The organism is Bradyrhizobium diazoefficiens USDA 110, from assembly GCF_000011365.1.
Lineage (GTDB): Bacteria > Pseudomonadota > Alphaproteobacteria > Rhizobiales > Xanthobacteraceae > Bradyrhizobium > Bradyrhizobium diazoefficiens.
Map to the genome: position 1 here is coordinate 7,100,903 of NC_004463.1, position 13,477 is coordinate 7,114,379.

Here is a 13,477-nt window from a genome sequence, read left to right on the forward strand (position 1 = left end):
GCTCGCGACTTCGTCGCGCCCCGGAATGACGCCGGTGCAGCACTTCACGCCAGAGCGCGTCCGGGACACGCGAGTGTGCCTAGCAGCTACAGCCCCGCCTTCGCAATCGCGCCCGCAAAGGAACGATCGACGATCTCCGCCGCATCGAGCTTCTGCTTGATCAGGCCCCAGCGGAGGTACAAATCGATCGTGCCCTGCTCGTCCGCGACCACACCGTCGTCGATTGGCGCGATGCGGATTTTTGCACGCGACAGCCAGTTTAGCGGCACGGCGGTCGGGATGTTCATCAGCCTGCCCCAGGTCGCGGCATAGCTATCAACGTTGTTCAGCGACCACGCCCGCGCGGCGGTGAGGCGGCGGATGAAGTCGGTCAGTTCGGCACGCTTGTTCCTGATAGCGTCGGGCCGCGCCACCTGAAAACTCAGGCCCGGCGTCAGGCCCTCCGAGGTGATGATGCGGCGCGATTTGAACAGTACCTCTTCCTGGCTCACATAAGGCTCCCAGGTCGACCACGCATCCACGGAGCCCTGCGTGTAGGCGATCTTGGCATCCGAGGGCGCGAGGAACGCGATTTGCACGTCGCTCTCACTCCAGCCGCTTTTCTCCAGCGCGGCCAGGATCAGCTGATGGCCGATCGAGCCGCGGCCGGTTGCGATCTTCTTGCCGCGGAGGTCGGCAAAACTCCTGATCGGCGAATTCTCGGGCACCAGGATGGCGAGCCCCTCGCGCGTCTGCCGGATCGCGGCGATCGCCTTCACCGGCGCGCCGGAGGCGGCAGCGAAGGTGAAGGGCGCGTCACCAACGAGGCCGGTCTCGATCGCGCCGGCGCTGAGCGCCTCCAGCAGCGGTGCGGCGGCCGGAACCTCCTTCCACTCGATCTTGTAGGGGACATCCTTGAGCTGGCCTGCCGCTTCCATCACAGCCTGCGCATTGCCCTTCTGGTCGCCGACGCGGAGCGTGGTTTGCGCTGCCGCCAGTTCCAACGAACCGAGCAGCAGCGCGCCGGCCAGCATGAGGCGGATCATTCAGCCGCCTCGCCGCGGGCGACCTGACGCTTGGCAACCAGCTCGCGCGTCAGCGGGATCAGCTCGCGGCCATATTCGATGGCGTCGATCAGCGGATCGAAGCCGCGGATCAAGAAATGGCTGATGCCGAGGTCGTAATAGTCGCCGAAGACTTCGGCGACCTGCTCGGGCGTGCCGACCAGCGCCGTGGTGTTGCTGTTGGCGCCGGTGAGCTTTGCGATCTCGGTCCAGAGCCGCTTGTCGATGCGGCTGCCCTGGTCGGCGAGCGCGAGCAGGCGCCGCGCACCGGCGGTGGCGTGGCCGTCGGCGGGCTTACGATAGCCGGTCTTGTCCTGAAGCGCAGTGGCGCGCGCCAGGATTTCTTCGGCCTTCTCCCAGGCCTGCTTTTCCGTGGGCGCAATGATCGGGCGCACCGAGAGGCTGAAGCGCGGCGTCGGCCGGCCCTGCCGGACCGCGGCATTGTGAACGCGGGACGTGACGTCGCGCACCTGCGCATAGGATTCGCCCCACAGCGCGAAGGTGTCGGCATGCTTGCCGGCGACATCGATCGCCGCGTCCGAGGCGCCGCCGAAATAGATGCGGATGCCTTCGGGACGATATGGCTTCACCTGCGAGAAGGCATTCTCGACCTGGTAGTACCTGCCCTTGTAGGTGAACGGCTTGTCGCTAGTCCATTCCAGCTTGAGGACATCGAGGAACTCGGAGGTGCGGGCGTAGCGCTCGTCCTTGTCGTCGAGCGTGTTGCCGTCCTGCCGGAGCTCGGTGGCGTTGCCGCCGGTGATGACGTGAAGCGCGACGCGGCCGCGGGAAAACTGGTCGAGCGCTGCGAACTGCCGCGCCAGCAGCGTCGGCGCGGTGAAGCCGGGCCGCTGCGCGATCAGCACGTTGAGGCGGCTGGTCGTGTTGAGCACGTGCTGGGCGACCTGGAGCGCGTCCGGCGTCGTCGAATGAAACGCCAGCAGCGCACGATCGAAGCCGGCATTCTCATGCGCCTTGGCCACCGTCTCGATGTGGGTGGGGTTGAGGACCGGCCCCTCTCGGACGACAGTTTCGGACGAATTGTTGTTGCTGATGAAGCCGATGAACTCGATCGACATGATCGTCTCCCTGATTGTTTTGCGGAAAAGCTAGAGGCCCAGTGCGGCGCGGCCGAGGCCGATGCGCGTGGAATCGTCCTGCGGCGTGTGCACGCGGCCGCACAGCACGTCGCGATAGTGCCGCTCCAATGGATTGGTGCGAGAGAGGCCGTGATTGCCGGTGAGCGACAGCGCGTCCTCGACGGCGGCCACGGCATTGTTGGTGACGGTGAGCTTGATCACATTGGACTCGGCCGCCGAGAGCTCGACACCGTCGTCGAAATCGTCGGCAAAAGAGGCGATCAGCCGCGCATTGACCGCGAGCCGGGCCTCGACGGCGCCGAGGATCTCCTGCGCACGCGGCAGAGTCGCGAGCGGCGCGCCAAGGCTGGCGGGGACGCGTTGCTTCAGGAACGAGATCAGCCAGTCGCGCGCGGCCCGGGCGACACCGTCATAGATCGCGGCAACGAAGATGGCGTGCACGGTCGCCTGCGTGACGTCAGGTCCGCGCCAATCGGTGGGCTTGCGGACATCGACCTCGGAATCGAGCGGGATCACGACGTCATCGAAGATGACGTCATGGCTGCCGCTGGCGCGCAGGCCGTGATGGTCCCATGTCTCGACGATGCGCGTGCCCGGCAGGCCCGCCGGCACCAGGAACTGTCCGACCCGCGGCTCCGCCTCGTCGGTCCGGGCCCAGACCAGATACCATTTCAGGATCGGCGATCCCGTCGAATAGATCTTGTGGCCGGTCAGGCGCCAGCCGGTCTCGGTGCGCCGCGCGATCGTCGCCGGCAGGCCGCCGCGCGCAGGCGAGCCGAGCTCGGGCTCGACGCGCAGCGCGTTGACAAGCGCCAGGCCTTCGACGCTCTCGCGCGCGAGCTTGCGCGACAGCCGCGCCGGCCAGGTCGGGCTGCGCGCCATGACGAGATGATTGATGTAGTGCATCGACAGCACCAGCGCGGTCGACGGATCGGCCTTGCCGATGATGCCGATGACGCGCGCGGCGTAACGCGCGCCCGCTCCGCCGCCGCCATGGGCCGCCGGCACGGTCAGCGACAGCAGGCCCGCCTCGGACAGTTCGCGAAAGTTCTTGAACGGAAAGCTGCCGGTGCGGTCGTGCTCGGCCGCGCGCGCGGCGAAGGCCTCGGCCAGCGCCTCGGCGCGGGCGACGTAGTCGCGTTCGCTATGAGCCAGGCGGCCTTTGGCTATGGAGGTCACCATGTCGCATCCAGTCCCAGAAGGCCGAGGATCTGGCGCCGCAGGTCGGCCAGATACGGATCGCCGCGATGGCGTGGATAGGGCCGGTCGACGCGGATGTCGGCCTTCACCCGCGCGGGACGGTCGCTGAAGACGATGACGCGGTTGGCGAGCACCAGGGCCTCCTCGGCGTCGTGCGTCACCAGCAACGTGGTAAAGCCCTTGCGCTGCCAGAGCGCGACGATCTCGGCCTGCATGGTGATGCGGGTGAGCGAGTCGAGCTTGCCGAGTGGCTCGTCGAGGATCAGGATTTTGGGATCGTTGACCAGTGCACGCGCCAGCGCGACGCGCTGCGCCATGCCGCCGGAGAGCTGGTGCGGATAGGCGTTGCGGAATGACGCAAGGCCGACCAGATCGAGCGCGTCATCCACGCGCTGCCGCTGGCTCTTGAGGATGCCCTGGGCCTCGAGGCCCAGGGCGACGTTGTCCCAGACCGACCGCCAGGGAAACAGGGTCGGATCCTGGAACACGACGACGCGCGAAGGATGCGGCCGGGTGATGCGGGCCTCGTCCTCACGCAGCGTCCCCGCCTTGGGCTTGTCGAGACCGGCGACGAGCCGCAGCAGGGTCGACTTGCCGCAGCCGGAGGGGCCGAGCAGCGCGACGAACTCGCCCGGCTCGACCGAGATGCTGACGTCGCTCAACACCGGCAGCTCGGCACCGTCGATGTCGAAGGCATGGCTGACCTGCTCGATGTCGAGCGCGGCGCCGGCGGCGGGATGCGTGGCGACTTCGGCCAGTGCGGCTGCGGCTACCATTTCACGGTCCCCTTCTGCCAGACCAGGAGGCGATCGCGGATCGCGAACAGCAGCGTGATCGCGCCGGAGCAGAGCAGCGACATCACGATCAGCGCCGCGTACATGTTGGCGTAAGCCGCCCAGCCCTGCGCCCATTGCAGATACCAGCCGAGGCCGGCCTTGACGCCGATCATCTCGGCAACGACGAGCACGGCGAAGGACGAGCCGAGCCCCATGAACAGGCCGACGAACACGTGCGGGAGCGCGGCGGGGATCGCCACCTTCAGCACCAGGAAGGACGGCTTTGCGCCCAGCGTGCGCGCGACGTCGTAATAGGCGTTGCTGACGCTCGCGACGCCCGACCAGGTCAGCACGGTGACGGGAAAGCCGGTCGCCAGCGCGATCAGGAAGGTCGAGGCGCTCCAGCTCGACGGGAAGGTGAAGAAGGCAATCGGCAGCCAGGCGGTCGCCGGCAGCGGGCCGATGAAGCGCAGCACCGGATGCACCCAATAGCCAACCGCACGCGACCAGCCGATCGAGACGCCGGTCAGGAATCCTATCGTGGCGCCGATCAGATAGCCGCCGAGCTGGAGCTTGACCGAGGCGAAGACGCTGTCGAGCAGCTTGGGCAGGTCGTCGGTGTAGACCTCGATGATCGACTGCGGCGGCGGAAAGAACGGCAGCGGCAACCAGGCGAATTTTGCGGTGGCGACTTCCCACAAGGTCAGGAAGGCACCGAGCGCGACGAGCCAGGGCGCGCGCTTATGCAACGCCTTGCCCGCCGAGCCGAGATAGTCTGCACCGACGGTGCCGAACAACGCGACGGCCGCGATGACGAAGGCGGCGATGCCGAGCGAATGGGTGCGCGACCAGTCGCCGACATCTTCCCACCACAGGCAGGACAGGCCGAAGGCGATCCAGGCGACGCTGGCAAGAATACCGACGCCGGATTCACGGACCCAGCTCGCAAGCAGCGGCGCGCGGGCGAGGCGCGGTGCGCCGGAGGCAAGGCCGTCAGACAGCGAATACGTCGACATAGATGCGCTCCGCGAATTTGGCAGTATCGGTGCTCTGCTTGAAGACCTGCACGCTCTTCAGGTCGTCGGCATAGGCCTTGAGCTCGCGCTTCAGCACTTCGCCGACGGGATGATGGTGGTGGGTGTGGTAGCGCACCATGCCCTCGATATCGGCGAGCGTCGCCGCTTTCGGTGCGTAGGGCTGGAACGATTTCGCGGCCACCGTCGGGTTCTGCGAGGTGAACATCGCGGCATCGAGCAGCGCCTGCGTGATGGCGCGCGCGACCTGCGGCTCCTCGCGCACCAGGCTGCCGCGCACGCCGACGATGCAGCAGCTCTTGTCGCGGTATTCGCCGTCGAGATTGGAGGCGACTTCCTTGTACTGGCTGTCCTTCAGCCAGAGATAGGCGAGCGGATCGGACGACAGGAAGGCCTGAACCTCGCCCTTCTCGACCGCGACGTTGAGCAGATTGCCGGGATAGGCGCGCCAGTCGACGTCCTTGACCGGGTCGATGCCGAGCTTTGCCAACTGGATCGAGAAGAAGTTCTTGTCGGGACCGGCGAGATCGCCGACCGCGACGGTCTTGCCCTTGAGATCGGCGAGCCTGGCGACGCCGGAATCGGTGCGCGTCAGCACGCGCATGCAGCCGCCATGGGTGCCGGCGGCGATCTTGACGTCAAAGCCCTGCTCCAGCGGCTTCAGCCAGCGCAGCGCCATGCCGAGACCGGCATCGCTCTTGCCGGTCGCGATCGCTTCAAGGAGCTGGTCGGTCGAGCCGGAATAATTGACGAGCTCGACGTCGAGATTGTGCTTCTGGAAGAAGCCGTGCTCGATGGCGACGGGCAGCGGTGCGAGGCAGACCGCACCGGCATTCCACGACAGCTTTAGCTTACGCGGGGCACCCGTCAGCGCGGGCGCGTCAGATGCCATCCGGCACAGCGGGAACTCGGAAAAATCGATGCCGGATCCGATCGGCTGCGGCGCGAAGGCCTGTGCGCCGAGCGCACCGAGCGGTGCGGCGAAAGCCGCAGCCAACCCCGCCTGGAGCAGATGGCGACGGTGGAGACTCGATCCGCCGCGCTTGTTCTCGTTGTTCATCGGGCCCTGGCTCCTGCGCTGGCACGTCTCCGCCGTTTGCGCAACGAATGTCGTTGCGCATGTTCCGTACGGAGCTGCGTTGAGAGAATGTTTTTCCGTCGGCGCTTCCGGCGCCGCGTTGATGCGATGCGCAAATCATGCGGCGCGCTCGCCGCATCGTCAATGAAATGGAATTTCGAATGTTGCGCGAAGCGAAGTCATTCTCTCCATCGTCGCGTGCAGGAACGGTGAAAGGATTTTCGCGGCCGGGTCCGTTTGTAATCTCCATCACGACTGCGGCATCCGCATCGTTGCAGCGGTGCTTTGCAGCCGGCGCACGTCGCTTTCTCGAAAGCGATCGTTCGTTGAAACGTCCTTGCCGATCGCGCGCGCAATACGGTTGGCCATTTCATTGACTGCGCATCGCGCGCTCATAGACTTGATCGTCCCGCTGCATCGTTCGCTCACGCGCCGTGAGCAAACCAACAAGACAGATCACATGAGCATCAACTCTTCCTCTCTCGATCATTCCCTGACGCGCCGGCTTGCGGCGTCGCTGCTGGCGGCCGCCATCACCTTGTCGACGGCGGCCGCATCGTTCGCGGCCGACACCGTCGTGCTGCGCGTCGGCGACCAGAAGGGCGGCAATCGCTCGCTGCTGGAGATCTCCGGCTACGCGAAGGACCTGCCCTACAAGATCGAATGGTCGGAATTCCCGGCGGCAGCTCCGATCCTCGAAGCGCTCAATGCGGGCGCGCTCGACGTCGGCTACACCGGCGATCTGTCCTTCCTGTCGGTCTATGCGGCGGGTGCGCCGATCAAGGCGATCGGCGGCACGCGCTCGGATGCGAAGACGCAGGCGATCCTCGTGCGGCAGGATTCGCCGATCAAGTCGGCCGCCGACCTCAGGGGCAAGCGCCTCGCCGGCACGCGCGGCGGCTGGGGTCAGTTCTTGATCGACGCGACGCTGGAGAAGGCGCAGATCAAGCTGGAGGACGCGACGTTCGCGCCGCTCGGCCCCGTGGATGCCAAGATCGCGCTGGTGGCGGGCTCGATCGACGCCTGGGCGGTGTGGGAGCCCTACGTCTCCTACGCGACGCTGAAGGACAAGGCCCGCGTGATCGCCGACGGCGACGGCCTGACGCCGACGATCACCTTCATCGTCGCCTCCGACAATGCCATCGCCACCAAGCGCGCGGCGGTGCAAGACCTGGTGCAGCGGTTGAACAAGGCACGGCTGTGGTCACTGGATCATGTTGCCGAATACGCCACGAGCACGGCCGAGCTGACCAGGCTGCCGGAGGACGTGCTGCAGTCGGCCTACACCGCGCAACGCACCAGCCCGATCGTGATCGACGAGAACGTGTTGAAGGAGATCCAGGCAGCTTCGGACCGCTCGACGCGCTACGGCATCCTGCCGAAGAAGCTCGACGTCAACCAAGCCGTCGACCGCAGCTTCACCGCGGCGGCCGCCGGGTCGAACTAGGCGGAGGCGGCGGGATGCGCAGGCTTCGCCTCAAGGCCGGCCCGCTGCATCTCGCCGCGATCGTGCTCGCGCATCTCGCCTGCATGAGCCTGATCGTGTGGCTCTCGCTTTAACCGCGATCACCAATATCCGCGGTAGTACGGGCGCGCATACGGCCGATAATAGCCGTAATAGGGCCGATAGACCCGGCGGTAGCCATAGTATCGCGGATAGGCATAGGCCGGCCCGTAGCCGTAATAGGCCGGCGCATAACCATAGCCATATCCAGGATAACCATAGCCACCGTAATACGGGCCGCCGCCGTAATAGCCGTAGCCGTAAGGCGCGCTGCTGGCGATGGCGCCGCCGATGATCGCGCCGACCGCGAGGCCGCCGAGGCCCCATCCCCAGCCGCCGCCGCGCCAGTGCACCTGCGTGACGTCGTCGCCGGCCGCAGCCTTCATGGCCGCGACATTGGTCGGCATCGGGGCTGCTGCGGCCTGCCCGATTTGGCCGGCCATGACCGCACCTGCCAGCGAACAGGCAATTGCCGTTGTCCAGATCCTCATCGTCTTGCTCCCTCTCGGACGTTTCGCCTGGAAAAAGGATCGCAGGCATATGATCGGGCATCCTTGCGCCAAGTCAAACGCTCGATTCTGCGTGCGGCGCACAAGAGAGCCCATGCATGCCTCAATTGTGGTCAGGCTCGCCGCGCCGGGATGACACCGATGCGACGGCACCTGCGCCGCGCACGACGGCAAAGCATTAAGCTTCCCGCGCGTTCGCAACCAACAACCACCTTCCCGATTTACTATTCGTACCGTTACTATTGGTTCCAATGGTGCGCGGCCGAGAGGCATCTCGCGAGGGCTCCGACTTGCGCCAGAAGAGTGGGAGGATGACATGAGTGCCGTCGGAAATGAGCCGCTCGCCCGTCAGGCGCTGGCGTTCGTCCTGGCTGGCGGACGCGGTAGCCGGCTTCTGGAGCTGACCGACCGGCGCGCCAAGCCGGCGGTCTATTTCGGCGGCAAGTCCCGCATCATCGATTTCGCGCTGTCGAACGCGGTGAACTCCGGCATCCGCCGCATCGCGGTCGCCACCCAGTACAAGGCGCACAGCCTGATCCGGCATCTTCAGATGGGCTGGAACTTCTTCCGCCCGGAGCGCAACGAGAGCTTTGACATCCTGCCCGCGAGCCAGCGTGTCTCCGAGAACATGTGGTATGTCGGCACGGCGGACGCGATCTACCAGAACATCGACATCATCGAGTCGCACAACGCCCGCTTCATTGTCGTGCTCGCCGGCGACCATATCTACAAGATGGATTACGAGGTGATGCTGCGCCAGCACGTCGATAGCGGCGCCGACGTCACGGTCGGCTGCCTCGAAATGCCGCGCGCGGAATCCTCCGGCTTCGGCATCATGCATATCGACGAGAACGGCTGGATCCAGGAGTTCCTGGAAAAGCCGGCCGATCCGCCGCCGATGCCGGGCAAGCCGGACGTCTCGCTCGCCAGCATGGGCATCTACGTGTTCGATGCGAAATTCCTGTTCGACCAGCTCAAGCGCGACGCCGAGGACCCGAGCTCGAACCACGATTTCGGCAAGGACATCATTCCCTACATCGTCAAGAACGGCCGCGCGATCGCGCACCAGTTCTCGACCTCCTGCGTCCGCTCCGGCGACGATCCCCGCGCCTATTGGCGCGACGTCGGCACGGTCGACGCCTATTGGGCGGCTAACATCGACCTCACCGACGTGGTGCCGGAGCTCGACCTGTTCGACCGCGCATGGCCGATCTGGTCCTACTCGGAGATCACGCCGCCCGCCAAGTTCGTCCATGACGAGGAGAGCCGGCGCGGCCAGGCGGTGAGCTCGCTGGTCTCGGGCGGCTGCATCATCTCCGGCGCCTCGCTGCGCCGTTCGCTGCTGTTCACCGGCGTGCGCATCAACTCCTATGCCAATGTCGAGAACGCCGTGATCATGCCCTATGTGAATGTCGGGCGCGGGGCGCGGCTGAAGAACGTCGTGATCGACCGCGGCGTCGAGATTCCCGAGGGGCTCGTCATCGGCGAGGATCCCGAGCTCGATGCAAAACGCTTCCGCACCACCGAGCAGGGCATCTCCCTCATCACCCAACCGATGATCGACAGGCTGAATACATGACGCCTGCTCGCGTCCTCGCGGTCGCCTCCGAAGTCTATCCCATCGTCAAGACCGGCGGCCTCGCGGATGTCGCCGGCGCGCTGCCGATTGCGCTGAAGGCGCACGGCGTCGAGATGCGCACCCTGATGCCGGGCTATCCCGACGTGATGCGGCTGCTCTCGGGCGCGGAGGAGATCCGGCGCTGGCCGGATTATTTCGGCGGGCCGGGCCGGCTGCTCGCCGGCGCGCATGACGGGCTCGACCTGTTCGTGCTCGACGTGCCGCATCTCTACGCGCGGCCGGGCAACCCATACGTCACGACAGAGGGGGTCGACTGGCCGGACAACGGCGTGCGCTTTGCGGCGCTGTCGCGCGTGGCGGCCGACATCGGCCACGGACTCGTTCCGGCCTTCGTGCCCGACATCGTGCACGCCCATGACTGGCAGGCCGGGCTCGCGCCCGCTTATCTGCACTACGACAATCGTCCGCGGCCCGGCACCGTGATGACGATCCACAACATGGCCTATCAGGGCAAGTTCGCTCCTGAGCTGATCGGTGCGATCGGCCTGCCGTGGAGCTCCTTCGACGTCAACGGCCTCGAATATTTCGGCGGCATCAGCTTCCTGAAGGCCGGCCTGCAATTCGCCGATCGCATCACGACGGTGTCCCCGACCTACGCGCGTGAGATCCAGAGCGACGAAGGCGGCATGGGGCTCGGCGGCCTGCTGCGCGCGCGCGCGGGCGCATTGAGCGGGATCCTCAACGGCATCGACATCGCGGTGTGGAATCCGCAGACCGATTCGCACATCGCCTATCGGTTCGGCGCGGAGGACCTTACATTCCGCGCTGCGAACAAGGCGGTGCTTCAGCAACAATTCAATCTCGATTCCTCGGACGAAGCCCCCCTGCTCGGCGTCATCAGCCGGCTGTCCTGGCAGAAGGGGCTCGATCTCCTGCTCGAGGCCATTCCGACCATTTTGGGCGAAGGCATGCAGCTCGCGCTGCTCGGCAGCGGCGACCGCGATCTCCAGGATCGCTATCAGGCCGCCGCCCGCGCGAATCCCGGCCGGATCGGGGTCGTAATCGGCTACGACGAGATCCTGGCGCATCTGATCCAGGCCGGCTCGGACGCGCTCATCGTGCCGTCGCGGTTCGAGCCGTGCGGCCTGACCCAGCTCTGCGCCCTGCGCTATGGCGCCGTGCCGATCGTCTCGCGCGTCGGCGGCCTCGAGGATACCATCGTCGATATCGGCGAGGCCGGCCGCGAGGCCACCGGCTTCAAGTTCGGCCCGGTGACGGCGGATGCCCTCGCCGGCACGCTGCGCAAGGCCAACACGGCTTTCCACGACAAGCTGACCTGGCGGCAGCTGCAACGAAACGGCCTTGCGACCGACGTCTCCTGGCGCAGCCGCGCCGGCGACTATGCAGCGCTGTATCGGAGCCTGATCGAATCGCGCCGCGCCTAGCACGTACCGGCTGAGCCCACGCCGAATCCATGTTATAGGATCGGCATGGACCCGTTCTTGATCAAGCTGATCGGCTTTGCTGCCGCCACCTGCACCACCGTCGCCTACGCGCCGCAGTTCATCAAGGTCTTGAAGACCCGCTCGGCGCGCGACATCTCGCTCGGCATGTTCCTGGTCATGGTGCTGGGCCTGGCGCTCTGGCTGATCTACGGCCTGCTCAGCGGCGACGCGCCGCTGATCGCCTCGAACGCCGTCACCATGCTGCTCGCCGGCGGCATTCTGGTGATGAAGCTGAGATACGGCTGAGCTTCCTGATGCCTCGGATTCTTGTTCAGTCGAAAAAACGAAGCCGCTGGTATTGCAACTTCACCGCACGGTAGCATTCGCAGGTGGCCTTGTTGAGCTCGGCGACGTTGACGATCTCGATGTGGCCGCGGCTGAATCGAATGACGTTCGCCTCCTGAAGGGCATGGGCGACGAACGAGACGCTGTTCCGGCGAACCCCGATCATCTCGGCCATCAATTCCTGCGTAAGCTTGAAGCGATCGCGGCCGGATAGATCCCGAACGCGCAAGAGCCATCGCGCCAATCTCGCCTCGACGGAGTGGGATGCATTGCAGCCCACGGATTGCTGGGCCTGAACGAACAGGGCCTGGCTGTGACGCGTCAGGCCATCCCGGAACTCGACACTCCGCTGTGCGAGAGCGCGAAGGCGAGCAGCTTCGATCTGCAAAGCCAGACCCGGCACCAATACGACAGCGTGCACCAGTGCGACGGGTTCTCCCAATACGCCAAAAGTACCCAAAATGGTGTCGGAGCGCCGGCACCATCAATTTCTTCGGAAAAATCTTAGAGCAATAGACACAACCATAGCGCGAATGTGAATCGAGCATACGGTCAGAAGCACCCGCATATGCACTGTGGCGGGCGGATGGCTACGGGAGGGCGCGTGCGAATGTCACCCCGCCGTGAGGGCTCGTTACGAACAGCTCTGGGAACGGATCATGCCAGCAGGATCGACGCGACGTCGGCGTGAACCTTGATGCTTGCAGCCGCGCGGTTCAAGGCTGACCACCGAACATGTACGACGCCATCGCGACGCTTGCGACCTCGTCCACGAAGACACGATGGCCGACGTCGTTGCCGGCAGCGCCGGCCGCGACCATCAGCGGCAGCAGATGGTCCTCGCGCGGATGCGCCAGGCGCGCGCTCGGCGCGTTCTCCCAGTCGACCAGCATCGCGTTGCGGCGCGCCGCATCCGGCGCGCTGATCGCCTCGTTCAGATAGGCCTCGAAATCGTAGGAGACCGGCTTGGATTCCGGCCGGTTGAAGCCGCGCATGTTGTGATAGGTGAGCCCGCTGCCGACGATCAGAATACCTTCGTCCCGCAGCGCGGCGATCGCCTGCCCGGCCTTGATGTGCTCGGCCGCATCGTAGCTCGATTTCAGCGACAGCAGCACGATCGGCATGTCGGCGTTCGGGTACATCAAGCCGAGCGGCACGAAGGTGCCGTGATCAAAACCCTGATTGGCATCTTCGCGGCAATCGAGGCCGGCGTGCGCGAGCAGCGCCTTCACCTCCGCGGCGAGCTCGGGCTTACCAGGTGCCGGATATTTGAGGCGGTAAGTATGCTCCGGGAAACCGTAATAGTCGTACACCATCGGCGGATGCGCCGAGGTCGACACGGTGAAGGCGTCCGCCTCCCAATGTCCGGTGATGACGAGCACGGCTTTTGGTCTCTCGGGGAGAAGCTGTGGCAGCCGCCCGAACTCCTCGGCGGTCCTGGCATATTGCACCCGCCGGTCCTCCATGAACGGCCAGGGGCCGCCGCCGTGGGACAGGAACAGGGTCGGAAATCGCGTCATGGGCGAAAGCTCGTCTCGTTGGCAACATGCGCGTGCGAGCTGCCCGCGCAACCGGCGGCGAGCATAGGCAAACCCCTATGGTTAGCAAGTCGTTAACGATTTGCCTTCCAAAATCCCCGCCATGGTCGAAGGAGTCGGCCAGAAGACGAGGACGTGAGATGAGGAAGTTTGCGCTGGGGGACGTCGTCAACAGTGACAAGGGCCGCCGCGGCGTCGTCCGCGCCGCCTACAAGTCGCGGGAAGGCCAGCAGTTCTATGCCGTCGAGAAGGACGGCGCGATGGACTATCTGGAGGAAGACCGGCTGAGCCCGGCGCCGCGCGTCGAGCTCGCGGCCTAAGTCCAA

General features: G+C 65.7%; 14 protein-coding genes. 5 read left to right on the forward strand and 9 right to left on the reverse strand.

Annotated features, from left to right (window positions below; genetic code table 11):
• Positions 1–86: 86 nt before the first annotated feature.
• The 6 genes from BJA_RS32650 to BJA_RS32675 are packed head-to-tail and all read right to left on the reverse strand — an operon-like array spanning position 87 to position 6,213.
• Entirely contained in the window at positions 87–1,025 is a 939-nt protein-coding gene (locus tag BJA_RS32650; RefSeq protein ID WP_011089190.1) for an ABC transporter substrate-binding protein, read from the reverse strand.
• Positions 1,022–2,122: an LLM class flavin-dependent oxidoreductase gene (locus BJA_RS32655; protein ID WP_011089191.1), complete on the reverse strand. Its 1,101-nt coding sequence runs from the start codon at positions 2,120–2,122 to the stop codon at positions 1,022–1,024. The genes BJA_RS32650 and BJA_RS32655 overlap by 4 nt, the downstream gene beginning before the upstream one ends.
• A gap of 30 nt (positions 2,123–2,152) precedes the next feature.
• On the reverse strand, positions 2,153–3,325 hold the full coding sequence (locus tag BJA_RS32660; RefSeq protein WP_011089192.1) for an acyl-CoA dehydrogenase family protein: 1,173 nt from the start codon (positions 3,323–3,325) through the stop codon (positions 2,153–2,155).
• Positions 3,319–4,119, reverse strand: a complete 801-nt coding sequence (locus BJA_RS32665; RefSeq protein ID WP_011089193.1) for an ABC transporter ATP-binding protein — start codon at positions 4,117–4,119, stop codon at positions 3,319–3,321. Before BJA_RS32665 ends, BJA_RS32660 begins: the two co-directional genes overlap by 7 nt.
• Complete coding sequence (locus BJA_RS32670) at positions 4,113–5,135, reverse strand: ABC transporter permease (protein ID WP_011089194.1); 1,023 nt, start codon at positions 5,133–5,135, stop codon at positions 4,113–4,115. Before BJA_RS32670 ends, BJA_RS32665 begins: the two co-directional genes overlap by 7 nt.
• Positions 5,113–6,213, reverse strand: a complete 1,101-nt coding sequence (locus BJA_RS32675) for an ABC transporter substrate-binding protein (RefSeq protein ID WP_011089195.1) — start codon at positions 6,211–6,213, stop codon at positions 5,113–5,115. Before BJA_RS32675 ends, BJA_RS32670 begins: the two co-directional genes overlap by 23 nt.
• Before the next feature lie 478 nt (positions 6,214–6,691).
• On the opposite strand from BJA_RS32675, the gene BJA_RS32680 reads away from it, so the two are divergent.
• Complete coding sequence (locus BJA_RS32680; protein WP_011089196.1) at positions 6,692–7,678, forward strand: ABC transporter substrate-binding protein; 987 nt, start codon at positions 6,692–6,694, stop codon at positions 7,676–7,678.
• Between the two features lie 119 nt (positions 7,679–7,797).
• Here BJA_RS32680 and BJA_RS32685 read toward each other — a convergent pair whose 3' ends face one another.
• Positions 7,798–8,226, reverse strand: coding sequence for a hypothetical protein (locus BJA_RS32685; protein ID WP_038966491.1), 429 nt, complete (start codon positions 8,224–8,226; stop codon positions 7,798–7,800).
• 334 nt (positions 8,227–8,560) lie between these two features.
• Here BJA_RS32685 and glgC point away from each other — a divergent pair, with 334 nt between their 5' ends.
• Genes glgC through BJA_RS32700 form a run of 3 tightly spaced genes read left to right on the forward strand, consistent with a single transcriptional unit; the run spans position 8,561 to position 11,574 of the window.
• On the forward strand, positions 8,561–9,823 hold the full coding sequence (gene glgC / locus BJA_RS32690; RefSeq protein WP_011089198.1) for a glucose-1-phosphate adenylyltransferase: 1,263 nt from the start codon (positions 8,561–8,563) through the stop codon (positions 9,821–9,823).
• Positions 9,820–11,268 (forward strand): glycogen synthase GlgA, encoded by a 1,449-nt coding sequence (glgA, locus tag BJA_RS32695; RefSeq protein ID WP_011089199.1) that lies wholly within the window; start codon positions 9,820–9,822, stop codon positions 11,266–11,268. The genes glgC and glgA overlap by 4 nt, the downstream gene beginning before the upstream one ends.
• A 45-nt stretch (positions 11,269–11,313) precedes the next feature.
• Positions 11,314–11,574, forward strand: coding sequence for a SemiSWEET transporter (locus tag BJA_RS32700; RefSeq protein ID WP_011089200.1), 261 nt, complete (start codon positions 11,314–11,316; stop codon positions 11,572–11,574).
• Positions 11,575–11,599: 25 nt separating this feature from the next.
• On the opposite strand, the gene BJA_RS32705 is transcribed toward BJA_RS32700, so the two are convergent.
• Together BJA_RS32705 and BJA_RS32710 are read right to left on the reverse strand one after the other, a co-directional pair.
• On the reverse strand, positions 11,600–12,073 hold the full coding sequence (locus BJA_RS32705; protein WP_236842118.1) for a Crp/Fnr family transcriptional regulator: 474 nt from the start codon (positions 12,071–12,073) through the stop codon (positions 11,600–11,602).
• A gap of 256 nt (positions 12,074–12,329) precedes the next feature.
• The gene (locus BJA_RS32710; RefSeq protein ID WP_011089202.1) at positions 12,330–13,133 is read right to left on the reverse strand and encodes a DODA-type extradiol aromatic ring-opening family dioxygenase; all 804 of its coding nucleotides are present in this window, start codon (positions 13,131–13,133) and stop codon (positions 12,330–12,332) included.
• A gap of 158 nt (positions 13,134–13,291) precedes the next feature.
• Here BJA_RS32710 and BJA_RS32715 point away from each other — a divergent pair, with 158 nt between their 5' ends.
• Entirely contained in the window at positions 13,292–13,471 is a 180-nt protein-coding gene (locus BJA_RS32715) for a hypothetical protein (RefSeq protein WP_028176145.1), read from the forward strand.
• Positions 13,472–13,477 lie beyond the last annotated feature (6 nt).